We start from the raw sequence: 26,203 nt of genomic DNA on the forward strand, positions 1-26,203 counted from the left end.
CTCCTCAGGCTGCTCTGCGTGCTGCGGCACGCTTCAGGATGACATCGGCCGCTTTGGCCTCAGCCCTCAGAACCGGCCATTCCGGCACGTCGTTATCCCATTCGACCAGGCTGGCTACTGGACCAATCCGGCCGATGAGCTCTTCATAGAGCGCCCATACGGGATCTTTCACCGGCGTATCGTGGCTGTCGATCAAAAGCGGCGCGCCGGCATCGTCGATAGTCTCCGAATGGCCGCTCAGATGGATCTCGCGCACCCATTGCACCGGAAAGCGCTTGAGATAGGCTCGTGCGTCCATCTGGTGATTGGTGGCGGCGACGAAGACATTGTTGACATCGAGTAGCAGGCCGCAGCCCGTGCGTTTGGCGACCTCGGCCAGAAATTCCGTTTCCTCGATCGTGCTCTCTTCGAAGAGCAGGTAGGTAGCCGGATTCTCGAGCAGCATCTGGCGGCCGAGTAGTGTCTGCACCTGATCGATATGGGTGCAGACCTGGGAGAACGTCGCCTCGGTATAGGGCAGGGGCAGAAGATCGTTGAGAAAGGTCGTGTCGTGGGTCGACCAGGCAAGATGTTCCGAAAAGCTCTCCGGCTCGTAGCGATCGCAGACGACCTTCAGGCGGGCAAGATGTTCGCTGTCCAAAGGCTGCATCGAGCCGATGGAGAGGCCGACGCCGTGGATGGACAAGGCATAATCCTGGCGCAGTCTGCCAAGCTGGGCATGTGGCGGACCACCAGCGCCCATATAGTTTTCCGCATGGACTTCGAAGAAGCCGATCGGTTGCGGGGCGCCATTGATCGCGGCAAAATGCTCCGGCTTGAAGCCGACGCCGGCGCGACGGGGGAGTTCTGACGGTTTCATTGTGGGCCTCTGGGTTGGGGCAATTCCAGCAAAGTTACGAAGCGATATATGTTCGGAAGGCGGGCGACGCCTGTAAAAGACTGCGTCGCCCACGCGTTTGCGCTGCCCAGTCAGATCAGGGTCAGACCGGGGCCGGACCCTGCGCCAGGGTACCATGGCCGTTCGGCGTCTTGATCGTCTCGCAGGTTCCGGCGGGAACCAACTTCCACGAGTTGCGCTGATAGTCGACTTTCGACGTGCCGGCGCAAGTCGTGCCGGGGCCGGCGGCGCAATCGTTCTGGCCCTTGAGGGCGACACCGTAGCATTTTTCCTTCGCATCGGCGGCGGATACTGTCGTTGCGCTGGCAACCAGCGTCACCGCCGTTGCGACCGATGCGGCCAGGGCGAGTGCGGACATCTTGGTCATGATAAACTCCTTACGAGCGATGATTGACGATCAATCCGGTTTTCGGATCAGGCCGGGGTCAATGAGCCGTGGCCCTTCGGGGTCTTCATCGAGGTGCAGGTGCCCGTGGGAACGAGCTTGAAGGACATCTTGTCGTAGCTCATGGTCGACTTGCCGGCGCAATCGTGCTTGCCGGCGGCGCAATCGTTCTGACCCTTGAGGGCGACACCATAGCATTTTTCCTTGGAATCGGCCGCCGAAGCCGGAACGGCGACGGATGCAAGTGCCGATGCGATCGAGCCGGCAATGGCCAGGGTGAGGATGCTGTTCTTCATGGATCTGTCTCCTAGATGGATGCGAGCCGTCATTGGCTTGCATCGAGGTCTACGGAGCGTCTCGAGCGGATGTTACAGCCGCGTCGGAATTTTTTTCAAGACGGCGCCACTTATAGTGTGCCGGCTATCTGCTGCGCCGGGCAATAACCTAGTAGATATGGTGGTGAGGCCGCGCTTGGGTAGCAGATGCATCTCGTCGAGAACCCACCACGAAGACGAAAGGGCTTGAAAAATAGTTGCTGTTGCCGGTAACGAAAGCCTGCGGTCCCGCGTAGAGGAGATGTCGGATGAATCATTCGGCGCGCGAAGAGGAATGGGCAGTCTGTATGCGCGCGGCGATCGGCGGCGATGCGCAGGCCTATCACCGTTTCCTCAGCGCGGTCGCGCCGCATCTGCGCGCGATGGCGCGCCGGCGCTGCGATCAGCTGGGTGCGCCGGTAAGCGAGGCCGAGGATGTGGTACAGGAAGTGCTGCTCGCCATCCATCTGAAGCGCGGCACGTGGGATTCATCCCGCCCGATCGGACCCTGGCTGTCGACGATCGTGCGCAACAAGCTGATCGACAGCCTGAGACGGCGCGGGCGGCATATGAGCGTACCGATCGACGATGTGATCGATTTCCTGGAGGCCGAAGAGCATACAGATGCCTCGGACCGATTCGATGTCGATCGTATGCTGGAACAGCTGAAAGACCCGCAGAAGACCATCGTGCGCTCGATTTCCGTCGAGGGAAGCAGCGTCCGGGAAACGGCGGACCGGCTGAAGATGACGGAAGGGGCGGTGCGCGTGGCGCTGCACCGCGCGTTGAAGATGCTTGCTGCTTTGTATCGGAGTGAGACCAGTGAAAACCGATGACCTCATCAATCTTCTGGCGCAGGACGCGCCGGTCCGCATGCGGATCGGCAAAGTCCTGACCCTGGCGGTCGTCGCGGGCATCCTGATCAGCGGCGGTATCTTCTTCGCCATGATTGGCTTTCGAGCTGATATCGATACAGCAATGGAGACCGTCCGTTTTCTATTCAAGTTCGTCGTGACCATCGCGCTTGCCGCAACAGCCTGCGCCGTCGTCTTCCGCATCGGGCGGCCGGGCGCTTCGCTGCGCCTCTGGGGCTGGACGCTGCTCTTGGCGCCGATCTTGCTGCTTGCCGCCGCAGCCGTCGAAATGGCCGTCATGCCGGCCGACAGTTGGAGCACGCGGATGATTGGCCACAATGCCCGCTTCTGCCTGACGCTCATCCCGCTGCTGTCGATCGGTCCGCTCGCCTGCTTTCTTTTCGCGCTGCGCCAAGGGGCGCCGGAAAAGCCGGGGGCCGCCGGCGCCGTCGCTGGCCTTGCCGCCAGCGGCATCGCCGCGACCTTCTATGCGTCTAACTGCACGGACGACAGCCCGCTTTTCGTCCTGCTCTGGTACCCGATCGCGATCGCGATGGTGACCGCTGTTGGATATCTTCTCGGCAAGCGCCTGTTGCGCTGGTGACCCGATCGAACGCCTGATTTCGAAACCGGCGAAATCGCTTCTGGGGCATGTGTTTCGGTCAATGATGCAGTATCGCGCGGAAAACCTTGTGGCAGCGGGTGGGTTCCTGACCTATTATGTCTAAGCGAAAGCGACTTTCAAAAAATCGCATTTCCCTGCGTTAAAGTGTTTGCATCCGCGGCAAATTCGATTATAGAGGCCCTGCTTCCCCGCAGGGGCACTTTTCGGCCCGGCGGCTGTTGGGAAATAGTTCAATGGTAGAACAGCGGACTCTGACTCCGTTAATCTTGGTTCGAATCCAGGTTTCCCAGCCAATCTAAAGTTTCCTGATCAGCATTACGGATTTTTAGTAGCCTGCGCGCTGCACACAATCATTCTTCATTCGAGTGGGAGATTTGGTTTTCGCCTCGCAACGCGCTTTTATCTCGTCGCCATACTCTGTGTTGTGTTTATTTAAATCACCGGATAATAGGGCGGCTTGATTTTTGATGACCGTTGTGAGGCGTATGAACAGTCACGTTGCCATTCTTATGGGCACATTCCAGGGAGAGCGATTTATCTCCGAGCAGATGGAATCGATTCTCGCGCAGACACATAAGGACTGGGAACTCTGGATTTCGGATGATGGTTCCGTAGATCTCACCTTGAGCATTGTCGAGCAGTTTCGACAGAAGTGCGCAGCACCAATCCGAATCGTGACTGGGCCGAAAAAGGGCTTTATTCGTAATTTTCTCGCTCTGGCCTGCAACCCTGCGATCTCTGCGGATTTTTACAGTTTTGCCGATCAGGATGATATCTGGCATGCGGACAAGCTTGAAAGAGCGCTTGCTTGGTTGCGAGGCCAGCCTTCAGAGGTTCCTGCGCTCTATTGTTCGCGAACACATATCGTCGATGAGAGTGGCCGATCGGTCGGTGAATCGCCATTGTTTGCCAAGCCGCCATCATTCTCCAACGCCTTGGTGCAGAGCATCGGCGGCGGGAATACCATTGTCATGAATGATGCAGCCCGGCGCATCCTGATGACGGCAGGGTCTGATGTTACGGTCGCCAGTCATGATTGGTGGGCCTATATCGTTGTCGCTGGAGCAGGGGGGCGTATCCATTACGATCCTGTGCCCCCGATCGATTATCGCCAACACGGAAGCAATTTGGTCGGCTCAAACTCTGGATGGCGCGCGCGTGTTCGACGCCTCCGGATGTTAACAAAGAGTCAGTTCCGAAATTGGAATACCCAGAATCTTGCTGCACTAAAATCAATAGAGCACCTGTTGACCAAGGAAAATCGCAAGACGTTAGAACTGTTTAGGGGAATCCGTGAAGAAGGCTTTCCAAGGCGTTTGTGGACGTTGTACAAGTCTGGCCTTCATCGCCAAACGTTTCTTGGCAATATCGGCCTGGTGGCCGCAGTCATACTAAGACAAGTCTAGGTGGGAATAGAAGCGAAATGACGATATTGGTTTCTGGGGGCGCAGGTTTCATCGGCGGGAATTTTGTTCTCGATTGGCTGCAACACTTCGACGAGACGGTGATCAATCTTGATAAGCTGACCTATGCCGGCAATCTGGACACGCTGAAGGGACTGCGGGGGAACAATCGTCATGTCTTCGTGCATGGCGATATCGGTGACCGCGATCTGGTGAGCGATCTGCTTGCGACGCATCGGCCGCGCGCGGTGCTCAATTTCGCCGCCGAAAGCCACGTAGACCGCTCCATCCACGGCCCTGGTGATTTCATCCAGACGAATGTGGTCGGCACCTTCAATCTGCTGGAGGCGGTTCGCGGCTATTGGGATGGCCTTGCAGGTGACGAGAAGCAGGCGTTCCGCTTCCTGCATGTCTCGACCGACGAGGTCTACGGCACGCTCTCGAAGGATGACGCGCCATTCAGCGAGCTCAATCGATACGAGCCGAACAGCCCCTATTCCGCCAGCAAGGCGGCGTCCGATCATCTGGTGCGTGCCTGGCATCACACCTACGGTCTGCCGGTCCTTACCACCAATTGCAGCAACAATTACGGCCCCTATCATTTCCCTGAGAAGCTGATCCCGCTGGTGATCCTGAATGCGCTTTCGGGCAAGAGCCTGCCGATCTATGGTGACGGTCAGCAGATTCGCGACTGGCTCTACGTCAAGGATCATTGCAGTGCCATTCGCCGCGTGCTCGAGGCTGGCAACGTGGGCGAGACCTATAATGTTGGCGGCTGGAACGAGAAGCCTAACCTGGACGTGGTGCACACGATCTGCGCCATTCTCGACGAGCTGCGGCCGAAGGCTGGCGGCGGCCACTACAAGGACCAGATCGCCTTCGTGAAGGACCGGCCCGGTCACGACCGGCGCTATGCGATCGACGCGCGCAAGCTCGAGCGTGAGCTCGGCTGGAAGCCCGAGGAAACCTTCGAGACCGGCATTCGCAAGACGATCGAATGGTATCTCGCCCATCAGGACTGGGTGGAGAATGTCACCAGCGGCGCCTATCGCGAATGGCTGGACAAGCAATATGAGGTGCGCCCATGAGTTCGCTCGTAAGCTCGATCCTAGTAACCGGCGCCAACGGGCAGGTCGGCTTCGAATTGCAGCGCGCTCTGGCGCCGCTCGGAACGATAAGCGCGGTGACGCGTGCCGAAATGGATCTGGCGAACGAGGCGAGCATTCTTGCCGTCCTTGAGGAGCGCAGGCCCGGCATCATCGTCAATCCCGCCGCCTATACGGCGGTCGACCGTGCCGAAAGCGAGAAGGAACAGGCGATGGCGGTGAATACGGCCGCCCCCGGCGTGTTGGCTCGCTGGGCTGCCGATCATGGCGCCCTGCTCGTGCATTATTCGACCGACTACGTCTTCGACGGTTCGAAGGCCGATCCCTATGTGGAGAGCGATCCGGTTAATCCGCAGTCGGTCTATGGCGAGAGCAAGTGGCTAGGCGAGGAGGCGGTGCGTTCGGCAGGCGGCGCTCATGTCGTGTTGCGGACGAGCTGGGTCTATGGCCATCATGGCAGCAATTTCCTCAAGACCATCCTGCGCCTTGCCGGCGAACGCAGCTCGTTGAATGTGGTCGCAGACCAGATCGGCGCGCCGACGTCAGCGGCGCTGATCGCCGATGTCACACGCCGGGTCATAGGGCTTGCGAGCGCGCCAGGTGCAGCGGATCTGTCGGGCACCTATCATCTGAGCGCACAGGGCAGTACGTCCTGGCATGGCTATGCCGCGCATATCGTTCGCGAAGCGGCGGCGCGCGGCTTCAATCTCGCGCTCACGCTGGATGCGCTGAAACCCATTCCGACAACTGACTATCCGACGCCGGCAAAGCGGCCGCAGAACTCCAGGCTGAGCTGCGCCAAGCTGACGGATTGCTTTGACTTGCCTCTCCCCACATGGCAGGAGGGGGTGAACGATGTCATTGACAGGCTTGCGCCCGCGGCACATGACGTGGGCAAGGTCTGTTAAAGCTATCGTTTGCAATTGATGTGCTGACCGACTGTAGAGATGAAATCAAGACGAGACGCTGGACAATGAATAAAGTGCGTAAAGGTATCATCCTCGCCGGCGGCTCCGGCACGCGGCTCTATCCCGCGACGCTTGCCGTCAGCAAGCAGCTTCTGCCGATCTACGACAAGCCGATGATCTACTATCCGTTGGCAACATTGATGCTGGCTGGCATTCGCGAGATCCTGATCATCTCCACGCCACAGGATACGCCGCGCTTCGAGCAACTGCTGAAGGACGGAAGCCAATGGGGCATCAAGCTGGACTACGCGGTTCAGCCGAGCCCGGACGGGCTGGCGCAGGCCTTTCTCATTGGCGAAGCGTTTCTGGATGGTGCGCCCTCGGCTCTGGTGCTCGGCGATAATATCTTCTACGGGCACGACTTCGCCAAGCTTCTGCACCAGGCGAGCGACAAGGAAGCGGGTGCTACGGTCTTTGCCTATCACGTTCACGATCCTCATCGCTACGGCGTGGTCGAGTTCGATGCGGACGGTCGCGCGATCAGCCTTGAGGAAAAGCCGAAAGAGCCCAAGAGCAATTATGCCGTTACCGGGCTCTATTTCTATGACGCCGACGTCGTGGATGTGGCCAAATCGATCCGCCCCTCGCCGCGTGGCGAATTGGAAATTACCGACGTCAATGCGCATTATATGAGAACGGGACAGCTCGACGTGCAGACGATGGGTCGCGGCTATGCTTGGCTGGACACCGGCACGCATGAATCGATGCTGGAGGCGAGCCATTATATCGCCACGATCGAAAGCCGGCAGGGGCTGAAGGTCGCCTGCCCCGAGGAGATCGCCTATCGCAGCCATTGGATCGACGCGGCTCAGGTCGAGGCGCTTGCCGATCCCCTGAAGAAGAACGGCTATGGGCAATATCTTCTGAACATGCTCCACGAGCGGATATTTTAATTGCGCCCGTCGGCTGGTCCTGCTGCCGGCCCTTTTGAATGCGATCAGAGCGAAGCGGAAAGACCTATGAAAGCCATCGATACCGCCATACCGGACGTCAAGATCATCGAGCCCGCGGTGTTTGCCGACGATCGCGGTTTTTTCCTCGAGAGCTTCAATCAGGCGAAGTTCGAAGCAGCGATCGGACGAAGCGCCGCTTTCGTGCAGGACAATCATAGCCGCTCAGGCAAGGGCGTCTTGCGTGGCCTGCATTATCAGCTGCCGCCGCATGCGCAAGCCAAGCTGGTGCGCGTCGTGATCGGAGAGGTCTATGATGTTGCCGTCGATATCCGGCGGTCATCGCCCACCTTCGGCCAATGGGTCGGGGTCTTGCTGTCGGAAGACAACAAGCGCCAGCTCTGGATACCGGAAGGCTTTGCCCATGGGTTCCTGACGCTGAGCGATCGCGTTGAATTTCTCTACAAGACCACAAATTATTATGCGCCCGCGAGTGATCGCGGTATTCGTTGGAACGACCCGAAGATCGCTATAGACTGGAAGGTGACGGAGGCGCTCACACTCTCCTCCAAGGATCAGCAGCAACCGTTGCTGGCGGATTCCGAGGTATTTAGTTGATCGGCACCAGTCGCCAGTGCAGGTCGTACCCGCGGCGCAAATGGTCGTTCGCTCTTTACGATGCCGAACTTGTTGCGTGATCGCAAAATGGGACATCGAATGAACGAAGCATCGTCGCTAGCTCCGCTATCCTCCGAAGAACCATTGGTCTCTATCATCATTCCGGTGAAGAATGGGCTGCCGACATTCAAAGCCGTTGTCGATATGGTTCGAGTGCAGGAGCTGGATGCGCCGTTCGAGGTCATTATCATTGATTCTGGCTCGAAGGATGGTTCCAAGCAGATTGTACCTGCCGATGATCCTAGATTTCGGCTGATCGAGATCGACCCCAAGAGTTTCGGACACGGGAGAACGCGAAATTTGGGCGTTCAGCATTCTCGTGGAAAGTTTTGCGCATTTCTCACTCATGATGCCGTGCCGGTGGATAAATATTGGCTGGCCGAGTTGATAAAGCCGTTGCGCGAAGATGATGCGGTTGCCGGTGTTTTTGGCCGCCATGTCGCCTCACCCGGCGCCTCGCCATTTACCAAATGGGAACTTGAGGCTCATTTCGGCGGTCTTAATAACTGGCCGAAGGTGAAGTTGGACGATGCCAGGGAATATTTCCGCAGTGAGGGGCTGCGGCAGATCTATCATTTCTATTCGGACAATTCATCTTGCTTGCGCAAATCCGTGTGGGAACGTTTTCCTTATCCCGATGTCAATTTTGCCGAAGACCAGCTTTGGGCGAAGACAATCGTAGAGGCTGGTTATACGAAAGCCTTCGCCTGGAATTCAGTGGTGGCCCATTCTCATGAATTCACTTTATGGGAGAGAGTGCAGCGTAGCTTCGACGAAGCCAGCGCCTTCCGTCGGTATTTCGGTTATCGCATCTGCGCATCGAAGAAGTTAGGTCTAAGGCGGGCAATTTTCTCTACCATTCGCGATTTCCGCAATGCGGCCGTTAATGGCTGGATATGGAAACATCCGATTTCCACCCTGTTGATGCCATTCGACAACTGCGCTCGTCAGATCGGCCATTATCTCGGAACAACGCGTTCGGAAGAAGCCCGGCACGCGCAGCTATTTTCGCGCGATCAAAAAATCCGGGCACAGTAGTCAAGAGACACTCAGGAATAACACAGGTCCTTTATGGTTTATCACAATATCAGGCGTCTGGCGGCTGTCATAAGACGAGATGGCTATCGCGTCGCCATTCGAAAGGTGCGTAATAGGCTCTTAGGTATCAATCCGGCTGCCGCTGCGCTCAGGAGCGATGCTATCGGCTATTACGAATTCATCCTTGGAGAAGAGCAGGGATTCGGATTGAAGCTGACACCTGAAAATCTACCGTGGAATTCAATGACTTGGGTGATCCCAGATTTCGAAGCGCAATCGGGTGGTCATATCAATATCTTCCGCATGATAGGCCTGCTGCAGCAGCGCGGGTTTCCAAATCAGCATATCGTTATTGCCGAGCCGCATCGTTGGCTGTCTGCCGCGGATGCGCAAGCGGCGATCGCACGCTCGTTTGGCGGCGTAAAGGTCACGGTGTCTCTTGGCATGCGGTCCATCGAACCCAGCCATTTCCTCGTAGCCACCGGTTGGCAGACTGCCTACTGGGTTGCGAAATATAAGGATGCCGTCCATCGCATATATTTTGTCCAGGATTTCGAACCCTTCTTCAATGCACCCGGTAGCGAATATTACTTCGCCGAGAACACTTATCGACTCGGTCTCACGGGCGTCACGGCAGGTCCCTGGCTCGCGCGAAAATTGGCGGATGAATACGGCATGGAGACATTCTCTTATAGTTTCGCCTGCGACACCGATCATTATGTTCCTCGACCGAAGCCGGTCACCAACAAGAAGCGGATTTCTTTCTATGCGCGTCCGGTGACGCAGCGCCGCTGTTTCGAGCTCGGCCTTCTTGCCTTGAAGAGAGTTTGCGCAGCGGTGCCCGAGGCGGAGGTGATCTTTTATGGTTGGGATGTCAGCAATTACGATATCGACTTTCCGCACCAGAATCGCGGTACCGTCAGTGTCGCGGATCTGCCGGAACTCATTGCGCAAAGTGATGTCGGCTTGATCCTGTCGGCGACAAATTTGTCGCTTATGCCGCTGGAGGTTGCCGCCTGTGCTCGCCCGGTGGTCATGAACGACGGACCGCATTCCAGCTGGTTGCTGTCACGTGACCACGCGATCTATTGTGACATGACCGTTGAGGGGATCGCAGCGGCTCTTATCGACGTCCTTCTCAATCCCGAACAGGCGAAAGAACGGGTGGACGCTGCTTTGCGGTTCAGTCGGTCCGTAAGCTGGGAAGCGGAAGCGGACAAGGTGGCGGGTTTCTTGCGCAGCAAGGGTTGATCCGAAAGAGCGCTTCTGGCGGCGATCGTCAGCGGTTTTTCTGGATCGGTGGTGTGCCAATAAGAGGGAATTTTGCCGCAACATCGAAATGACGTTTGCGGCGGACTTGATTTATCACTCGAGACCAGCTTTGAAGCGTTACCTGGATTGAACCGGTAAACGAGCTCACCTCGCAACTGACCACTTTATGGGCCAGATTCGATGATCAAAGCCGACACGATATGGAAATGGAGTCGCACTATTCTGATGAGCAATCCCACCACGAATGATTCGACGGCGTTGGAGGACGTCGCCAATGCTTTGCGCAATTTTCATCTGGCTGGAATGCTCGGCTGGCAGGACGTCGCGCAACGTTATAGGCGATCGCGTCTCGGAGCTTTCTGGCTAACAGTCAACATGGGTGTGCTTATCGCGGCTTTGGGTCTCGTGTTCGGCGCGATCTTCAAGTCGCCAATGTCGGATTTTCTTCCTTTTATTTGCATCGGCTTGATATTCTGGACGTATTTCTCTCAAACTATCAATGAAGGGTGTACGACATTCATCTCTAATGCAGAAACCATTCTTCAGCTGCCGATTCCATTCTTCACCTATGTCATGAGAACATGGTGGCGTAACACGATCATCGTGGCGCACAATTTCGTCATATTTCCGATTGTTTTGGCAATTTTTCTCAAATATCCAACTTGGCAAAGCCTACTCTTTATTCCAGGATTCATCCTCGTCTCAGTGAATATACTTTGGATTGTTACTTTCGTTGGCATCCTCTGCACCCGGTATCGAGATCTTTCTCAGATCGTTCAGAATATCATGCAAGTGGGTATGTATATAACGCCGATCATGTGGATGCCGGATCATATCGGTAGCCGTGCGGGTTTTATACTGCTCAATTTCAACCCTTTCTCCCATTTCATAGCTCTCATTCGAAATCCACTGCTGGGTTCGATGCCATCAAGTATTAATTGGCTCGTTTCGCTGTTGCTCGCCGTTGTCGGTTGGGCGGCGACAATAGCGCTATTCAATCGCTATCGCGGCCGGATTGCGTACTGGCTCTAGGTGAAGGATGTCGAAAGTAACTGAAATGGCAAGTATTAATCTAGAGAACGTTTTTGTCGACTTTCCCGTTTTTAATGCTCGCAGCAGGTCGCTGAAGAACCGCGTTCTTAACATTGCGACGGGCGGGCGAATCGAGTCGAATTCCGACGGTTATGTGATCATCCGCGGTCTTGACAACGTCAACATCAGTTTGAATGACGGTGATCGGTTGGGGCTTGTCGGTCACAATGGCTCCGGCAAGACGACGCTCTTGCGTGTCATGAGTGGCGTCTATCGTCCATCCGCAGGGAGGACGTCCATTGTCGGGAAATGCACCTCTCTGATCAATATTTCATTGGGAATTGATCCTGAAGCCACTGGCCGGCAGAATATCAAAATTCGTGGCGCACTTCTTGGATTGTCCAAAGGACAGCTGCGTGCCCGTCAGGAGGAGATCGAGGAGTTTTCCGAACTCGGAAACTTTCTGGACATGCCGGTCCGGACCTATTCTACCGGTATGCAGTTGCGGCTCGCCTTCTCGATCTCAACGGTAATTCAACCGGAAATCCTGATCATGGATGAATGGCTGGCGACCGGAGATGAGGGCTTTAAGGAAAAGGCCAACAGGCGTCTGCATGAGCTCGTCAATCAAACGAAGATACTGATCATCGCAAGCCATTCAAAAGAGCTTCTTCTGGAAAACTGCAATCGTATTATCTGGCTCGATCACGGATCTATTCGCATGGACGACAAGCCGGAGGTTGTTGCCAACGCTTATTTTGGGTCGCACTAGCATTACAGTTGCATTTTAGTTTTCAGGTGAGCTCGTCGAGCGGCAGCCTGATGGGCGCGCCTCCAGTATGACCATGCGATGATGTGGGCTGGCTGCGACGCTTGGCAAGCCTGGTGGCGATGCGCCGGATCTCTTGGACGGACCAGCGGATCAGATCTTGATGATCGGCATCCTCGATCCTTTTGGGGGCGTCGCGCCGTTGGCGCGGTACGGAATCACCGCCAACATAGCGAATGCGAGCATGACGAGAGAGACGTAGCGATGCCAGCCATGCCATAATCGGGTCTCATTGTGGTCGAGACCGAGCTCGTTCTTGGCGGCCTCGAAGCTGTCTTCGATCGCCCAACGATGGCCTTCTACGATAACGGCAATCGCCATCACAAAGCTTGGTTTTTCATCAGAAGGGTGCCTCGCATTTCATCCGCGAAAGGGCTTACCAACTAAAATGCAAATATAATCAGGATTAATATTGATGAAAAACGCTACCCGCCGCTTCGGCTTTTTCGACGGGCTACGCGGTTTGGCCTCAGTAAATGTGGCCATATCTCATTTTGTGGTAGCCTTCGACTTCGCCATCTACACCGGGAAAATCGAAAACTCCCACGGAAGTTGGGACGTAACCCTATCGGCCTTTCCGTTTCTTTTTGCCGGAGCCGGGGCGAATTTTTCTGTATGCATATTCCTCGCGCTTTCAGGGTATGTGCTTGCCCGTTCCTTTTATCAAAGTCCGCTATCTTTCCCTCAGCTCGTCTTCAAGCGGACCATTCGGCTTGGTCTGCCGGTGCTGGCGGCGAGCATATTTGGTTGGTCCCTTCTCAAAAGTGGACTTGTCTTTAATCAGGAGATTGCCGGGATAACGCGCTCCGGTTGGCTCGGGGCGCAGTTTAGGCAAGCAGATCCGGCTTTTGCTGACGCCCTGCTCCAGGCTTTCAACAGCCTTTTGGGAAGCGTCACACTGCAAAATAGCTATGACGCAGTGCTGTGGACAATGCCCATCGAGTTTTTGGGATCGATCGTTTTAATATCAGCGTTTAGCGCGGGCGCATCACGTCTAAATAGAACTGGGGCCGCTATGCTAATGCTGGCTCTCGGCCTGATAGCTGGCCGCTCATATATTTCTATAATGTTTTTCGGTGCAGCCCTATATTTAGGGCAGATCGAGCGGCTTTCTGAACGGCTAAAATGGCGAAGCCCATTGCTGGTGTTGATTTGCATCGCAGGCACGGTGCCGTTTTCTCAAGCACGCGGAGCTTTTTGGGATGCCATGGTCTCCGCAATGGAGATCGTCCCGACGATAAACTGGCCTTTACCCGGATTCAACAACCAGGGAGATGTTTCGCTTTGGCATGAAGTTGCTGCGATCGCGCTGATTTTCGTTCTATCCGGCTGGCGAAGAGCACACGATGTGCTGTCCACCCCGTTTTTCCTTTTTCTGGGGCGTTTGTCCTTTCCGCTATATCTTGCGCACTCTTTGGCTCTATTCTCGGTGGCGTGTTTAGCGTTTCGGATGGCGCATTCGGGAGGCGCAAACTATGGCCTAGCCGCCTCACTCGCGTTTCTCGCGTACGTACCCACAGCGCTAATTTTCGCCCTGGCGATGGAATGGCTGGTGGACAGACCAGCCATACAGTTGGCCGCTATGATATCGCGCCGAAGCACACCGAACGACGGCATCGCGAAAGGCGATCATAAGGTACCACCACCAACCCCGCTCGCTCGATAAGGTGAGAGCCGAAATTCAAACAACAGGGCGTCCTTTGGCGTGCTCTTTTCTCTGGAGCTTGCCAAGTACTCCTTGCGCCTGTCGTCGCCTCAATTACGGCCGCTGGAGGTAAATACTGTCAACAGACGGCGACCGATCCAGCGGTAGGGTGCAGTAATTCTCCAACTCGTTGAATTATGCATCTCATGTAAAGCAGAACGGAGTGTGTCAATCTCCTCATAGAGCCGAGCGCCTTCTTCCTCGGATCGAACGATAAGTTCGTGACGCTCAACGTCGAGAGCTTCGACCCGCATTGACAAACCGTCTCTTTCTCGCTTTAAATTTTCGACCTGCGCCGACAGATCGCCATTTTCCTGTTTCAGCGCATCAGCCTGTTGTTCTAGCGATTTTCCTCTATCCTCGGAATTGCGAAGCGATATCCAAGCATCCTCAACCGATTTGAGATCGCTGTAACGCGCTACAGAATTACTCTGCACGGATTTATCACCAACAACGTCAGCAAATACCTCATAAAAATGATCGTTGCCCGCATCATTATAGTATGATGCAAAATCTTTGCTGCTCAACGAAGCTGCGAGAGGATTCTTTATCGCAAGACGCAGATCGTTAACGGAAATCGGCTTGCATAATTCATAGTGAAGCCTGTTTCCGGTATCGTACTGAATGCAACGGCGACCCAACACAGCACCGTCAAGCAACAAGGTCGAAAGAGAAGACACAACTGTTGCGATTCCGCCCAACAGCCTCGACACCGATAAATCGAGACAGCCCAGTAGGATGTCGTCCAGTACAAGTGTGTTATCTGCTCTCAATTCAGCATATTCAGAATGCCGTTCAGACGGATGGGGTTTTACGATGAATAACTTTTCCGGATTGCTTTGAATCATCCGGCGTATGCCCGCTAAAATATGCGACCTCTCATCCTGATGTTGCGCCCATTTCAAGTTCGTTCCTAAAAGCACGTGTTCGCTGTAGTTCGATATATCGATACCCAACCGCCATCGGAGGACATCCGAGTTCGTTTGCAGCAACGAGTCATGAAATTTCGGCGAGCCTGCCGCTTTAAAGCGGCCATTGTTCAGCGCGCTATAAGATCTGGAAATCCCGGCTGCAGAATGCTTGCCGCTCCTAAAAAACCGCTCATGTTCCTCGCCCCATGCTAAAATAGTGTCGGAGGCAAAATTGATTTCGCGATCTTGCATGGGTTCAATCCATATCCCATGCTGTAGCAACACCGTTTTGATGCCCCACAACTTTGCAGCCTCGACAACCTGCGCGTTTAATGCATGACTGACTGCCGCCGTTGATTCGGAGCCGGAAACAAGGGTGCGGACGGACAGTCCTCGCCAATCGATCTCGGCAACTGTTCGATATATTATTACCGAAATCCCATTACGCTCGAAGTACCCCACGATCATTGACATTTCGTCGGAGTTAAGCACGTCGCGCCGAATTAGCGCGGAGCACTGCCCCCTTGGAATAATGTCTAGCAGAGGACGAAGAGTCAGAAAGTCCTGAAAATGACCGATATTTAAAGCAATAGCTTGTAAACGTCGCTCATGAAAAGCAAGTCGTTTTTCCTTTCTATAGGCAATATCGAGCACTGCGTCTATTTTTATCAGGCGGCTTTCTTTGTCGGTTGGTCGCTTTGCTTTCCGCAATAGAAGATAGGTCGGCTCTCCATCAAGCCGATCCTTGAAAATATCAGCTTGGGCCCAATGCGAGACAAGTCCCACTAGCGGATCATTGCTAGTGAGCGGCAGAATTCTGCGACCTTCGGAACAAAAATGCGGATCGACAATCTCAAACCCCGAAAGCTCGAATAAATATTTCCACGTTGATAGAGGCAAAACTGTCGAGTGATACTTATTTCCGCGGCTGCTTGGTCGTGTGGACACGGATACGACAGCCAGGTTTCCTATTATCGTGTGCAGGTTCCAGAGAGCGTTACTGACATCCTCGATGTCAATATGCTCTAAAACGTCGAGACATGTAGTAATATACTCTGCTGAACCAACCCGATCGCCTATTTGATTATATAGTGTGGCTGCGGCTTCTGCATCTTCAAGCGAGAGATCAAAATGAAAAGCATCTTCATCTACGGGGTCAAAATCGCATGAGAAGACCGTCATCCCCGCTGATACGGCCGACTGCTTAAGCCTTCCGCTTCCAGAGCCAACATCGACCAACGAGTCAATATTATTGGCCTTGCAGAGATTGAAAAAAACGCGTTCAAAATCGCTGCCATTGTAGCTGGCGCTCCCGGAGGACTTTCCAAAGTACTCAGGCGAGTAAAGTTTGGCATAGTCCGTTTTAGAAGCCCACATACCTATCTCCGTCTGTGTGGTCGGAAATTACCCGATCATTCAACTACATTTATAAAATCGCTCTCAAGCTCAGAACATCCGCATCCAACGGCTGAGAATAGCCACTGGTTGTGCGATCCGTTCCGAAGTCTATCGAGATAGTACTCGTACTGGTGTCCATAGCAGCGACCGCGTTGCTATCAAGCCGGGTATAGATCAGTGCGATATCCGTGCAACCAGGGTCTTGGCAGCTCTGAGTGGAGCAGTCAGTCGCCATGAAGTCGATGCCGTTATATTGGCCACGCGCTGAACTTGGGCTGCTTCGCGTTGTAGGGCAGCAGAAAGTTCTCCGCGTGTCGATTCGAGTTCCCTGAGGAGACTTTCAGTTTCCGTTGGGACTGATGATTCATGCTCTTCAGCGAAGGCTGCCGATGCCAATGCGCCGATATCAAACTTTGTCGAAGGTGCTCGAGTTGAGAGCACGACAAAGAATTCGCCATCATTGACTTGGAAATCAAGTTCGCGCAGGCCGATCAATCCGAAGGAAGCGAGTGCGCTCACGATTAAGCGGAATGAGGATGGAACAAAGACCCAGCAATGCATATCGACATATGCATCACTTCCCCGCGCTTGTTCAAACATGCTCCATGCGTCTTCAGCCGGTCGGATTTCCTCAAGTTGACTGCGATCATGCAGGTGCCAACCGATGCGGCCGTTTTTCTTACGAGCGTAGGCGACATCATCGAAAATTATACCTGGTGGAGGCCTCTTTCTGCCATCCAGATGTGCTTGCAGAACCTGGCCCACAGTCGATATAGGACGAAGTATATCAAAGCAGCAACGTTTGTCTGGCACAGCCAGGACCAATGATCCGCCCGGTTTAAGCAGAGCCTCGCAATCTGTCAGGAATGACAAAAGGTCGGGAACATGCTCGATGACATGGGATGCTACAATCCAGTCGTAGTGATTACGAACGCCGATTACCTCAGTCATCGGTCGCCCATCGCCGATATGGTCGACCTCCTCCACAGCTGATACATCGACGCCGGCATTCGCATATTTGGCTCGCAGACCATCGGCGTCGAGGTAATCAAATATCTCCACCTCGAAGCCAGCTGCTTTTGGCATCAGAGGATTATGTGAAGGTCCTATTTCCAATCCTTTCCCAACACCATTAAAAATGGATCTTAACCTGTCTGAACGTTCCTTTGCCAATCGATAACTCCCCCCGAAGCGAAAACGGCTTGTAATATTGTAGCAGCATGGCGATCCCAACCATATGCCGATTGAGCATATTTGAACGCAGCATCTGCAATAGTTACATATTGCGTCTTGTTCTCCACGATCGACACTGCCTCCTGCAGTGCGTCATCCCAACCGTAAGCTGGAACCAAGAATCCAGTCTTGCCATGGGTTATACTATTTCGAAAAGCGAAGGTAGGTGTTGCAAGTGTTAAGGTACCGCATATGGCTGCTTCAAAAAACTTTAGCTCGGATTTGCAATTGGTGAATTGATTATCCTGTAATGGCGCGATATTAATTTCGACCTCTCCGATAAGTCGCTGCAGATTCAAGAAGTCTTGAAGCGGATAAAATTCGACGCGATCACCATAATGCTTCAATCGTGGATCGAATTCGGCAAATCCCACAATACGCAATATGACCCGCGGATCGCTATCCAGAAGTCTGAAGATTGCTGGAGCCGCCACGGCGAAATCGCGTGTGTGGGTTGGCGATCCGCTAAAATAGCCGATATGGATACGACCATCCCGTAGCCAGCCGGATTCGCGTTTTCTCCGATAGATGTCCTCGGACAGCTCCTGCTGTTCGCGGTTCAGGTAATTCGGCATGATCGTGGTTTGAAGCCGCGAGTCGAATTCCTTTGCCCGCTGTGCAAGATATTCGTTCGTGGTGACCAAGCCATCGCAAAGACGAAGGACCGCACCAATTCTGCTAATGGTTGAGAACCAGTAGTTCCACATGCCGTCATCGCGCTGATCCTGGTTGAGAGAGTCAACTAGAAGATGAAGGCGTTCGGTGTCAAAAACGAGATCATCGCAGTCGAAAAGGATTGGAATCTTTCGAGCTCGGGCTCGTGTTATTATACGAGCCACGGCGGCGTTATAGCGGACCCGGCATATTACTAGGGCATCCGCCTCATCGATGAAGTGGTCGTCCAAGGCGAGATCTCGGTGGTCAAACCATGCAGCCGATACCCCGTACTGCGGATTTACCGCCAGTGTCATCCCCGGATTGAACGAGCGATACCGGAACGTACTTGTATCAGGATGTTCATAGAAGTAGGCGATGCGGCGCTTTTGTGCTGTCATCTGCCGCATTCTATCATCATAGGTCGAGAGCCAAGGGTCTTCGTATCTTACAGGTGCTGGTATATTTAAGTGCAAGTTTATGGATTCCCTAAAGATAGAAGCTTATCAAGCGTAGGTCCAATCGTTGCTTCCCAATCTCGCGGTATATGATCCTTGATACAGTTTTCTGTCCGCTGTTTTGTATCGTCAGCGCGAGCAACGCCGCGATATAACGCCTCGGTAAGTGAGGCTACGGTCGGCGGCACAGCGATAATATTATCGGACCATCGAGCGAGAGAAATTTTGGAGCCATGTGTATTGGTGACCACAATGGCGCCTGATGCAGCAAGGTCGAGAGGGGGATAGGACGGATGTGGCGTATCCATTAACGAGAGGCCAAGGTCCATTTGTGATATGAGATCGGCATAATCCAGCCACGGCAGTTTCGCCCAGATCTTCGGTCGCACGCCGCCGGACAGCTCCATTTCGGGCAATTCGTGACCGACGAAATGGAGGTCCCACTCATTCGATGGTAGCAGACCCTCTCGAACAACCGCATCGACGACTTCAAGGCCGCGCCAATATAGATTCCGGGCATGATTTGGACGTGCGTAAAAGAAGAAGTTCTTCTTTCCGTTTCGCGGTTTTATGATTTCTGGCCGCGCAAAGGTAGGAAAGGCTGGCTCAAACCAATGCCCTCGTTCTCGAAGTTGAGGTAATGGATCAGGTCCGTCGGCGAGATGGTCAAATAGCAGGCGTGTATTGACTAGTACGCGCACGTCGGGTTCGGACAAGGTTTCGGCGCATCGAAGCCGCATATCGCTATGCGGATAGAACATTCGCTCATCTTCTTGCAGGAGATAAAGAATACGATTCGGATTTACAGAGCCTAGTACGGCGCGGGTGCCCCACCATGACGTAGTGAGAAATAAATCCTCTTCTCCAACAGGAAGTGGCTTTTCTTCCCCTATGGGCATGTGCACGAAATCAGTTGGTCCATCAAATTTCACTTTATGTGCCTGCAAGATTTTTCCAAGTGCTGCAGGATCTGGGGCGGAGGTACGAGTAACAAGGCGGAGGCGCGCATTCAAGCGACGGGCTACCAAAGCTCCGACTACAAGGGACGTACCTACACCACCAAATAGACTGTTGGCATCGACGCTGTCCGTAAGTATCGTTAAAGTTGGCGCTGACGAGCGATCTTGAAAGACTGGCAATGGCTCCCAGTCTATAGAATACTTTCGAATCATCGAAAGCGTACTCGGCACCACCCGCGTATTGTTGGTCAAATCCGTTGTGTTGACCGTTGTCGTGAAGTGAGATGCCTGCACTGTCGAGCTCAGCGAAGACTGTATGTGACTGTTCTTCTGTTCCTTTAAGAAGGCAAGTCGCGCAGGGATTCTATGTGGAGTTGCAGCCCAATAGCCGACCCTCGCCAATTGGCGCAGACGCCGCCGGAACGGCGCTGGTAGATTAGCTGCGAAAGCGCGGGCTGGTCTCGATGCGCGCCAAAAGGTACTCGACTCGATAGCGACTACACGCGCGCGCATTTCCTCGATTTCGCTCACCGCTTGCTGGCGGGCATCAGCAGCAATGGCCCTTAATTTCATGGTTTCCTGAGCATGCAGGAGACCTTCCCGTGCTGCTTTCTCAAGAGCTGCCGCAAGCTCCTGTTCTCGCATCCGCATCTCTCGCAGTGTTTGATCCAACGCCGTCTGCGCCTGTTGCTGCGCTGAACGGGCCTCGTCACGAACCCGCGCGGCTTGCGTATCGGCTGCCAGTTGTGCCTGTTTCGCTTCCGCCAAAAGAAAGCGAAGCCTTAGCTGTTCGCTCATCAGAATCAAAGCATCTTCAGATATAGCTTCGCTTCGGCGGAAGAGGATGGCGTGAGGCGTCAGGTAGGAGGCGTCATAGATCAAATCTGGCCACAGACCGTGTTGACCAAACAGCTTCATCCATGATAGCGGCGGGCGCACATTGACGTGAGTCACCTCCTCGAAATCTCGCGGAGAAGAAGAAAATAACACAGTATCCGTTGATGCCGCGATATTCTGGATGGCGAGAGCTGCTTCCTCTGCCGGCATGTGCTCGAGGACTTCTATGCACACAACCAAGTCGTATCGGGATTCGAACGGTTTGGTGAGAGATGCGACGCGGCAATGCTCTCGCATGTCTGCACGCACGTTCGCGATTGCATACTCCGAAATATCTACGCCCTTTGCCTCGATGCCACGGTCCCAAAAGGCTTCAACGACCATTCCTAGCGCGCATCCTGCATCGAGCACTCGACGGGGCTGCAGCGAGCGGATAATTTCATCGACAATACGCGCATAAAAGTTCAGCCAGGGCGCGGTGCGTTCATAGGCGTCTGGGCCAAATCCCGATTTGTAATATTCTTCATCGAACTGATCGGCGTTGCGCATGGACTAACCCTTCATTTATCCGCTCGAAGCCCCCATCAACGCGCTAGTTATAACATCTAGCGTTATTGTGCCTACCGTTGGCCGCTTGAGCGTCAGCTAAATGCTGTATTAGCAAGTGCATAGTCAAGTAGGCAGGTGCGCTCATTTAAAGTGCTTCATTCCTAATTCTACAATTGATTTTGCCAGGGTCGCCGGTGGGCTCGTTACGAGGTTGATCAAAAAGCTTAGGACCTGCGCGCGGATAAATGTAGAATTATGGCGTCATTGATAATTCAATTCCTCTGCCGAGTGATAGAGGTCTGCAACGAGCGATCGTCGTATTTGGTCACGAAATGCTGGAGGTTGCGCCGGCTAGTAAAGCGGTTCGACGTGGATGCGCTTTCGAAAGTGATCGATGGGCGCCCATTGATCGACGTCGCACGATGATTTCAAATGCAGGTAAGGGCGAACCCGCAAGGCCGCCACTGACGTGATTCAAGGCGGCGCTGCTTATGGTCTGGTACGATCCGTCAGACGTGAAGCTGGCCGAAGCGCATGAGGACAGAAGTTCATTTCGGCGGTTCTGTCGGCTTTCCAGATCGGAGCCGACGCCAGAGCGCGCGGCCTTTGTACGATCTCGAAAGGCTAAGGTCGCTTTGGGCCTCGACAAGTTTCTGTTCGATGAGATCACGGCAAAATTGAAAGCCTACGCGATCAAGGTCGAACGTGAGCGATGGGGTGGGATTTAGAAGATCTTCGGAACATGGAAGCGATCCGTTGAATTGCGCCGTATGTGAAGGGCACGGCGAAAGCTGGTATTCAAATTCGGCTGACCGCCACCACCTACAACGTGAAGGGATGCCTCAACATCGTAACGTCAGGCCGATAATGGGAAGCTCCTGCATTAAATGAACGGGAATTAAGGATGACAGCATAATCGCCCGTACTAGAGAGTCACGAAAGACCTTTATTTATCAGAAATCCAATCTATTCAGAAGGAAAGAACTAACGCGCACGAGTCTCCTTAGAACTTCGCAAAACGATTGACCTTCGTTACCTCCTCCATCTCCTTGCGACGGAAATAGATCGCTCGTCCACAGCGAATGGGACTGTGGCCCTGGACAACGATGATCTGCTCGTCCTTGCGCATCGACTGGGTGATTTCGTGCGGCATGATCAGCGGACGGCGTTGGAAGCTGACAGTTTCGGATCTGCGGGCGCTGCTATTGGAGTTGCTCCAGCCAACATTGCGCGAACGTCCTTGGACTTCGACCGTCATGTCTCCGCATTGGGCCGAGACATTGCGTGCTGTATCAAGTGCCTTGATTGCGGCGTAGGATGTGAACGCGCAGCCTTCGATCCAGGAGGTCGCTCCATCTTTTCCGAAATGACGCTCGAGTTGGCCGACGGATTGGTACATCAACATCAATGTGATGCCATACTTACGCCCGCGGTCGCGCGCTTCTTCAAGAATACGCATGTAACCCAGCAGATCGACCTCGTCGAGCATGAAGAGCGCGCGGCGGCGGAAGTCGCCGTCGGCCTGGATCATCGCATTGATCAGCGTGCCGCTGATCACTCGTCCAATGCCGGGATAGGAGCGCAGGATTGACGCAGGGATGTTGAGGAAGACGTCCTTCCGCCCGGAAGCGATGTCGCTCGATTTGAACGCGTTGCCGCAGACCAGTGCGGCATAATTGTCGAGCGACAACCATTGCGTATCCTTGGATGCGGTCGAATATACGCCGGAGAAGGTCTGCTCCGTCATGTTGGTAAAGACACCGAGCGTCTCGCGGATAAAGCCGGACGTGGAATTTTCCTGGATGTCGCGCAGCATGGCAAGTACCGACGGTTCCGGCTCGGAAACGATAAGCCGCAAACTGCGTAAGTTGCGACGGCCGGCATAATCGGGCGATAGCATCACATGCGCCAGAAGCCCAGTTAGAAGATTATGCGCCTGGTTCTGGAAGTAGGAGCCAGTCGAGGTGTCGGAGCGTAGGCTTTCCGACAAAAGCATATGTGCGATCCCAACGATGTCCTCTTCCTTGTGTGTCGATCTGTCGATGCCATCAAGAACATTGAAACCCACGACCGGATTGGTGGGGTCGAGTACCATGACTTCGCGGCCGAGCGCATGGGCGCGATGTTCGAGAACCATTGGCGCGACCTCAGTCGATGGATCAAGACAGATCAGGGGCCCCTTATAGCGCAGCGCTGTTGGAATGACATTGCTGGTTGTCTTGAAACCGCCGGAGCCCGCGAAGAATAACATATGGGTGGAATCGAAATTCTGACTGAAAGTTATGAGTGGTGCCTTGCCGCCTTGCCCCCAAGTCCGGCGATCGTTCGGATCAAAAGGCAACTTATGCACGCGATCACGGTCGACGCGGTAGCGCTCGCCGATGACGATCTCTCCGTCCGAGGGGAAGAGCTTAGCCACTTCCGGCATAGACAGCCAATTGGCATCGCCGAAGACACTGCGCTTGGCGCGCTTGATCGGATCGGAAATGACCATCGAAATGCGCGCGGAGATCGCGACAACACAAAATCCGAGAATGGTCCCCGCAACCGCGAAGACGTCGAGATAAGTGAACGCCTCGTTCCATGTGACAACGCCATTCTCGACCCATGGAACCAGGCGAGAATATTCCCGTAGGGCGTACAAGCCTGCCACGCATAAAAAGCAAAAGAGGCTCGCAAAAGCGATAGGCCGACGGCGATGCAGCGGCAATGCCAAAACCGTCAGAAGTGAGGTGATAGGTCCGAGAAGGAGATTGGGAAGAGGAACAGCTCGCAGGAACCAATAGGTCATTCGTGGCGACATGCCGATCGCCAAATCCTGCCATTGCCATCCAGTGATACAGAGCGTTAGCGCTGTCGCTGCGACCGGCACCAGGGTGAGCAGTAAGCTTGGATGTAGTCTGTCTTTCAGCGCCATGAATAAACTTTCTCGGGCTGTAGTATTTCCCGTTCGTGGTAAGGCGCTTTGAACGCCGTCCTTCTAGTCTGTCGACTATCTGCTCCCTGTGCCGGACTAGCTCGGGGGTCTGCCTGTTCCGATCTTCTGGTTGATGGCCGCGCTACGTGCGCAACATCGTAACGGCGGTGCTGACGAAATTGATACTGCTGGTTCGCGCCGAGCGACCGAGGCGACGAGGTTGCCGAGCCGAAATGGCACTAATCTGATTGCCAGCCTCAAACCCACCGCGGTCCTTAATGCTCCATTCTATGTGAAGGCAAGTGAGGCGGTTCACGTCCAGCATCGAACCACTCGATCGCGTCATTGGAGATGGCCGCGAGTTTCAAAAGGCTGCCCTCGAGAAGCGTTCGAATTCCGTAGAAAATAAGGAGGTTCCGGGCAGAAATGCGAACAAATACACCATCGTTGGTCGCCCGTATGATGGCGCAGCCGTCATCAAAGTTCAGAAATCTGTCGGCTCCTTCAGTGACCGCAGATTGGCTATCGTACCAAAACTGCGTGCCCCGCTCGGCAACAAGATTCGCAGGGCTGAGAGTTGCGTGTTCTTTCTCGCATTTGAACCTTCTTTCCCGTCCGTTGGAGATTATTGAAGGGCATAGCTCGGCAGCTTTTTGGCAAATCTGCTCAAGCGATACATCGGAATCGGATAAGGTAACGTAGGTTTCGGCGATATATTTCAGCATATCGATCTCGTCGGCCTTTAAGCTGGCGTTGCGGCTAGTTTCCGGTGTCAGTCAGAATGACGCTGATTGGGTCGATCATGGATTTGGCCCTCGTTCGGCGAGCGCCTCGTTGATCGCATGTCCCAACCCTTCAATTTCCCAAATGCCGTGCCCAGCGGTAGGGCAGACCCGCAGGCCCGCCTTGCCCTTTGCGACGGTGGGAAAGAAGATCGCCGAGGTGTAGAAACCTTTGTTGAGAATATGGGCCGCGGCACGAATGGATTGTCTTTCGCTGCCGAACTCTATGGTGCGGATTGGTAGCTTTGAGCCGGCTTGCTGGCTGGCAACCATCCTGTCGAAAACAGCTAACCGAGCCGCAAGCGCATCCTGGCGCAACTTGAGCTCATCGGTGCGGTGCAGCGCCTGAGACGCCATGGCAGCGCCGATTGCCGCCAAATTAAGCGATGCGGAAAAGGCGTAGGCGATCGAGAAGCGCCGGAACAATTCTTCCTGCCGAGAAGTGCCGAGCATCAGCAAACCGCCCGACGCTCCAAAGCCTTTGCCGAGCGATGCGGCAATGATTGTGCGCTCGCCAAGGGCTGCGCCGACTTGGGATCGTACAAAACCCTCGCCAGACTTTCCGAACAAGGAAACGCCATGGGCATCGTCGATATAAAGAAACAGGCCGTATCGATCCTGGAGTGCGAGGAGGTCGGTAATCGGCGCACTGCCGCCCATGGAATAGACGCCATCGCACACATAGACTACGCGATCGTTGCGCCTGCAAATATCCTCGAGTGCGTTCAGATCGTTATGAGCAATCGTTTCAATCGGGGTTTCAGCGGCGATGACAGGTTTGTGAAATGCAAGCGTCGCATGCGCTAATCGGTCGAAAACGACCGTAGGTCTTTTATTCTCAGTGAGATATCCGGAGGCTAGGAGTGGTAGGGCACCCATATTGGCGGCCAGGACCGTCGTGTAGGTTATCACCCGCGCCGTAAACAAGTCGGAGAGCGCTTCTTCCAGCTTGCCTAGTAGGCTGAAATTAAGCCTCGTTCTTGCGCAGGACCAATGGAGCGCCTTGCATCGCTGAACCGCCTCTATTGCGCCTTCGAGGATGAGCGGGTGATTGTCGAGGCCGAGATAAGAGCAGCGAACGAAGTCAGTCACTTGTCTCTTCTGAGGCGCCATGGGCAACATGACGGAGCGATCCTTATCCGGATCGACGTAAAGCGCCATGACCCCCTCCTGCTCGGCCGCAGCAAGGTTTTGGTCGGCGGAAACAATCACGCTGTGTGTATTGCGGTAGGGTCGCGACACAGCGTCAGCGGTGGGCGGATGATGATCATCGCTCATGGGAATATCCAAATTGTTGGTAGCGGAACAATGATGCCGCAGAAGATGGATATCTGCTGCAGCACATCGCATCTCACTGAGGATGCGATGCTATTTTATTGCCGTGGAATGGGTCCGCAAACAACGATCGTTCCGGTAATATTGTTTGAAGGTTCTGTGACGCCAATGTTTCGAACGTGAGGGGCTTGAGAAACACAACAGGCGGAACGTCAAAATTGATGCTCAACGGA

The 26,203-nt window shown here is 54.3% G+C and carries 22 protein-coding genes, 1 tRNA gene and 1 pseudogene; 13 read left to right on the forward strand and 11 right to left on the reverse strand.

Features of this window, described 5'->3' with window-relative positions; genetic code table 11:
* Nucleotides 1-4 precede the first annotated feature (4 nt).
* The 3 genes from FBZ97_RS20880 to FBZ97_RS20890 form a co-directional block, all read right to left on the reverse strand.
* On the reverse strand, nucleotides 5-859 hold the full coding sequence (locus tag FBZ97_RS20880; protein WP_145321816.1) for a DUF692 domain-containing protein: 855 nt from the start codon (nucleotides 857-859) through the stop codon (nucleotides 5-7).
* Between the two features lie 121 nt (nucleotides 860-980).
* Nucleotides 981-1,265, reverse strand: a complete 285-nt coding sequence (locus FBZ97_RS20885) for a DUF2282 domain-containing protein (protein ID WP_145321818.1) — start codon at nucleotides 1,263-1,265, stop codon at nucleotides 981-983.
* Between the two features lie 47 nt (nucleotides 1,266-1,312).
* Complete coding sequence (locus FBZ97_RS20890; RefSeq protein WP_113331357.1) at nucleotides 1,313-1,579, reverse strand: DUF2282 domain-containing protein; 267 nt, start codon at nucleotides 1,577-1,579, stop codon at nucleotides 1,313-1,315.
* 287 nt (nucleotides 1,580-1,866) lie between these two features.
* Between FBZ97_RS20890 and FBZ97_RS20895 the strand changes: the two genes are divergently transcribed.
* From FBZ97_RS20895 to FBZ97_RS20950, 12 genes are all read left to right on the forward strand, one after another.
* On the forward strand, nucleotides 1,867-2,433 hold the full coding sequence (locus tag FBZ97_RS20895; RefSeq protein ID WP_145321820.1) for a sigma-70 family RNA polymerase sigma factor: 567 nt from the start codon (nucleotides 1,867-1,869) through the stop codon (nucleotides 2,431-2,433).
* Nucleotides 2,420-3,055, forward strand: coding sequence for an NrsF family protein (locus FBZ97_RS20900; RefSeq protein WP_145321822.1), 636 nt, complete (start codon nucleotides 2,420-2,422; stop codon nucleotides 3,053-3,055). The genes FBZ97_RS20895 and FBZ97_RS20900 overlap by 14 nt, the downstream gene beginning before the upstream one ends.
* Nucleotides 3,056-3,295: 240 nt before the next feature.
* Nucleotides 3,296-3,369: transfer RNA gene (locus tag FBZ97_RS20905), tRNA-Gln, on the forward strand.
* A 192-nt stretch (nucleotides 3,370-3,561) separates the two neighbouring features.
* On the forward strand, nucleotides 3,562-4,482 hold the full coding sequence (locus FBZ97_RS20910; protein ID WP_197044216.1) for a glycosyltransferase family 2 protein: 921 nt from the start codon (nucleotides 3,562-3,564) through the stop codon (nucleotides 4,480-4,482).
* Between the two features lie 17 nt (nucleotides 4,483-4,499).
* The gene (rfbB, locus tag FBZ97_RS20915; RefSeq protein ID WP_145321824.1) at nucleotides 4,500-5,567 is read left to right on the forward strand and encodes a dTDP-glucose 4,6-dehydratase; all 1,068 of its coding nucleotides are present in this window, start codon (nucleotides 4,500-4,502) and stop codon (nucleotides 5,565-5,567) included.
* Nucleotides 5,564-6,493, forward strand: a complete 930-nt coding sequence (gene rfbD, locus FBZ97_RS20920) for a dTDP-4-dehydrorhamnose reductase (protein ID WP_145321826.1) — start codon at nucleotides 5,564-5,566, stop codon at nucleotides 6,491-6,493. The genes rfbB and rfbD overlap by 4 nt, the downstream gene beginning before the upstream one ends.
* Before the next feature lie 65 nt (nucleotides 6,494-6,558).
* Entirely contained in the window at nucleotides 6,559-7,446 is an 888-nt protein-coding gene (rfbA, locus tag FBZ97_RS20925; RefSeq protein WP_145321827.1) for a glucose-1-phosphate thymidylyltransferase RfbA, read from the forward strand.
* Nucleotides 7,447-7,512: 66 nt separating this feature from the next.
* A complete protein-coding gene (gene rfbC, locus FBZ97_RS20930) occupies nucleotides 7,513-8,061 on the forward strand; it encodes a dTDP-4-dehydrorhamnose 3,5-epimerase (protein ID WP_145321829.1) in 549 nt (182 codons plus the stop codon).
* A gap of 99 nt (nucleotides 8,062-8,160) precedes the next feature.
* Nucleotides 8,161-9,159, forward strand: coding sequence for a glycosyltransferase family A protein (locus tag FBZ97_RS20935; RefSeq protein WP_186449525.1), 999 nt, complete (start codon nucleotides 8,161-8,163; stop codon nucleotides 9,157-9,159).
* A 33-nt stretch (nucleotides 9,160-9,192) separates the two neighbouring features.
* Nucleotides 9,193-10,410 (forward strand): glycosyltransferase family 4 protein, encoded by a 1,218-nt coding sequence (locus tag FBZ97_RS20940; protein WP_145321833.1) that lies wholly within the window; start codon nucleotides 9,193-9,195, stop codon nucleotides 10,408-10,410.
* Nucleotides 10,411-10,656: 246 nt separating this feature from the next.
* Entirely contained in the window at nucleotides 10,657-11,463 is an 807-nt protein-coding gene (locus tag FBZ97_RS20945; protein ID WP_145321835.1) for an ABC transporter permease, read from the forward strand.
* A gap of 25 nt (nucleotides 11,464-11,488) precedes the next feature.
* Entirely contained in the window at nucleotides 11,489-12,235 is a 747-nt protein-coding gene (locus FBZ97_RS20950) for an ABC transporter ATP-binding protein (RefSeq protein WP_145322093.1), read from the forward strand.
* Between the two features lie 150 nt (nucleotides 12,236-12,385).
* Here the strand turns inward: FBZ97_RS20950 and FBZ97_RS20955 are convergent.
* Nucleotides 12,386-12,595: pseudogene (locus FBZ97_RS20955) on the reverse strand (IS701 family transposase); the annotation flags it as partial.
* A gap of 112 nt (nucleotides 12,596-12,707) precedes the next feature.
* On the opposite strand from FBZ97_RS20955, the gene FBZ97_RS20960 reads away from it, so the two are divergent.
* On the forward strand, nucleotides 12,708-13,958 hold the full coding sequence (locus FBZ97_RS20960) for an acyltransferase (RefSeq protein WP_145321837.1): 1,251 nt from the start codon (nucleotides 12,708-12,710) through the stop codon (nucleotides 13,956-13,958).
* An 89-nt stretch (nucleotides 13,959-14,047) separates the two neighbouring features.
* Here FBZ97_RS20960 and FBZ97_RS20965 read toward each other — a convergent pair whose 3' ends face one another.
* From FBZ97_RS20965 to FBZ97_RS21000, 7 genes are all read right to left on the reverse strand, one after another.
* Nucleotides 14,048-16,285 carry a hypothetical protein gene (locus FBZ97_RS20965; protein WP_145321839.1) on the reverse strand — a complete coding sequence of 746 codons (2,238 nt, stop codon included), beginning with the start codon at nucleotides 16,283-16,285 and terminating at the stop codon, nucleotides 14,048-14,050.
* 195 nt (nucleotides 16,286-16,480) lie between these two features.
* Nucleotides 16,481-17,479 (reverse strand): methyltransferase domain-containing protein, encoded by a 999-nt coding sequence (locus tag FBZ97_RS20970; protein WP_186449526.1) that lies wholly within the window; start codon nucleotides 17,477-17,479, stop codon nucleotides 16,481-16,483.
* Nucleotides 17,452-18,594 (reverse strand): glycosyltransferase, encoded by a 1,143-nt coding sequence (locus FBZ97_RS20975; protein WP_186449527.1) that lies wholly within the window; start codon nucleotides 18,592-18,594, stop codon nucleotides 17,452-17,454. Before FBZ97_RS20975 ends, FBZ97_RS20970 begins: the two co-directional genes overlap by 28 nt.
* A gap of 77 nt (nucleotides 18,595-18,671) precedes the next feature.
* A complete protein-coding gene (locus tag FBZ97_RS20980; protein WP_145321845.1) occupies nucleotides 18,672-20,996 on the reverse strand; it encodes a class I SAM-dependent methyltransferase in 2,325 nt (774 codons plus the stop codon).
* 1,003 nt (nucleotides 20,997-21,999) lie between these two features.
* The gene (gene traG / locus FBZ97_RS20990; RefSeq protein ID WP_145321848.1) at nucleotides 22,000-23,913 is read right to left on the reverse strand and encodes a Ti-type conjugative transfer system protein TraG; all 1,914 of its coding nucleotides are present in this window, start codon (nucleotides 23,911-23,913) and stop codon (nucleotides 22,000-22,002) included.
* A gap of 275 nt (nucleotides 23,914-24,188) precedes the next feature.
* Nucleotides 24,189-24,638, reverse strand: a complete 450-nt coding sequence (locus tag FBZ97_RS20995; protein WP_145321851.1) for a hypothetical protein — start codon at nucleotides 24,636-24,638, stop codon at nucleotides 24,189-24,191.
* Between the two features lie 75 nt (nucleotides 24,639-24,713).
* Nucleotides 24,714-25,973, reverse strand: a complete 1,260-nt coding sequence (locus FBZ97_RS21000) for an aminotransferase class I/II-fold pyridoxal phosphate-dependent enzyme (RefSeq protein WP_145322095.1) — start codon at nucleotides 25,971-25,973, stop codon at nucleotides 24,714-24,716.
* Nucleotides 25,974-26,203 lie beyond the last annotated feature (230 nt).

Origin of the sequence: Rhizobium sp. ERR 942 (assembly GCF_007828395.1) — a bacterium.
GTDB classification, from domain to species: Bacteria; Pseudomonadota; Alphaproteobacteria; order Rhizobiales; family Rhizobiaceae; genus Rhizobium; species Rhizobium dioscoreae.

What these genes read in the sequence shown, in the direction of transcription:
- FBZ97_RS20885 (WP_145321818.1), bottom strand. Translation starts at nt 1,265, where the DNA reads ATGACCAAGATGTCCGCACTCGCCCTGGCCGCATCGGTCGCAACGGCG.
- rfbB (WP_145321824.1), top strand. Translation starts at nt 4,500, where the DNA reads ATGACGATATTGGTTTCTGGGGGCGCAGGTTTCATCGGCGGGAATTTT.
- FBZ97_RS20945 (WP_145321835.1), top strand. Translation starts at nt 10,657, where the DNA reads ATGAGCAATCCCACCACGAATGATTCGACGGCGTTGGAGGACGTCGCC.
- FBZ97_RS20880 (WP_145321816.1), bottom strand. Translation starts at nt 859, where the DNA reads ATGAAACCGTCAGAACTCCCCCGTCGCGCCGGCGTCGGCTTCAAGCCG.
- FBZ97_RS20890 (WP_113331357.1), bottom strand. Translation starts at nt 1,579, where the DNA reads ATGAAGAACAGCATCCTCACCCTGGCCATTGCCGGCTCGATCGCATCG.
- FBZ97_RS20950 (WP_145322093.1), top strand. Translation starts at nt 11,489, where the DNA reads ATGGCAAGTATTAATCTAGAGAACGTTTTTGTCGACTTTCCCGTTTTT.
- rfbA (WP_145321827.1), top strand. Translation starts at nt 6,559, where the DNA reads ATGAATAAAGTGCGTAAAGGTATCATCCTCGCCGGCGGCTCCGGCACG.
- traG (WP_145321848.1), bottom strand. Translation starts at nt 23,913, where the DNA reads ATGGCGCTGAAAGACAGACTACATCCAAGCTTACTGCTCACCCTGGTG.
- FBZ97_RS20975 (WP_186449527.1), bottom strand. Translation starts at nt 18,594, where the DNA reads ATGACAGCACAAAAGCGCCGCATCGCCTACTTCTATGAACATCCTGAT.
- FBZ97_RS20910 (WP_197044216.1), top strand. Translation starts at nt 3,562, where the DNA reads ATGAACAGTCACGTTGCCATTCTTATGGGCACATTCCAGGGAGAGCGA.
- FBZ97_RS20995 (WP_145321851.1), bottom strand. Translation starts at nt 24,638, where the DNA reads ATGCTGAAATATATCGCCGAAACCTACGTTACCTTATCCGATTCCGAT.
- FBZ97_RS20895 (WP_145321820.1), top strand. Translation starts at nt 1,867, where the DNA reads ATGAATCATTCGGCGCGCGAAGAGGAATGGGCAGTCTGTATGCGCGCG.
- rfbD (WP_145321826.1), top strand. Translation starts at nt 5,564, where the DNA reads ATGAGTTCGCTCGTAAGCTCGATCCTAGTAACCGGCGCCAACGGGCAG.
- FBZ97_RS21000 (WP_145322095.1), bottom strand. Translation starts at nt 25,973, where the DNA reads ATGAGCGATGATCATCATCCGCCCACCGCTGACGCTGTGTCGCGACCC.
- rfbC (WP_145321829.1), top strand. Translation starts at nt 7,513, where the DNA reads ATGAAAGCCATCGATACCGCCATACCGGACGTCAAGATCATCGAGCCC.
- FBZ97_RS20980 (WP_145321845.1), bottom strand. Translation starts at nt 20,996, where the DNA reads ATGCGCAACGCCGATCAGTTCGATGAAGAATATTACAAATCGGGATTT.
- FBZ97_RS20960 (WP_145321837.1), top strand. Translation starts at nt 12,708, where the DNA reads ATGAAAAACGCTACCCGCCGCTTCGGCTTTTTCGACGGGCTACGCGGT.
- FBZ97_RS20965 (WP_145321839.1), bottom strand. Translation starts at nt 16,285, where the DNA reads ATGTGGGCTTCTAAAACGGACTATGCCAAACTTTACTCGCCTGAGTAC.
- FBZ97_RS20940 (WP_145321833.1), top strand. Translation starts at nt 9,193, where the DNA reads ATGGTTTATCACAATATCAGGCGTCTGGCGGCTGTCATAAGACGAGAT.
- FBZ97_RS20935 (WP_186449525.1), top strand. Translation starts at nt 8,161, where the DNA reads ATGAACGAAGCATCGTCGCTAGCTCCGCTATCCTCCGAAGAACCATTG.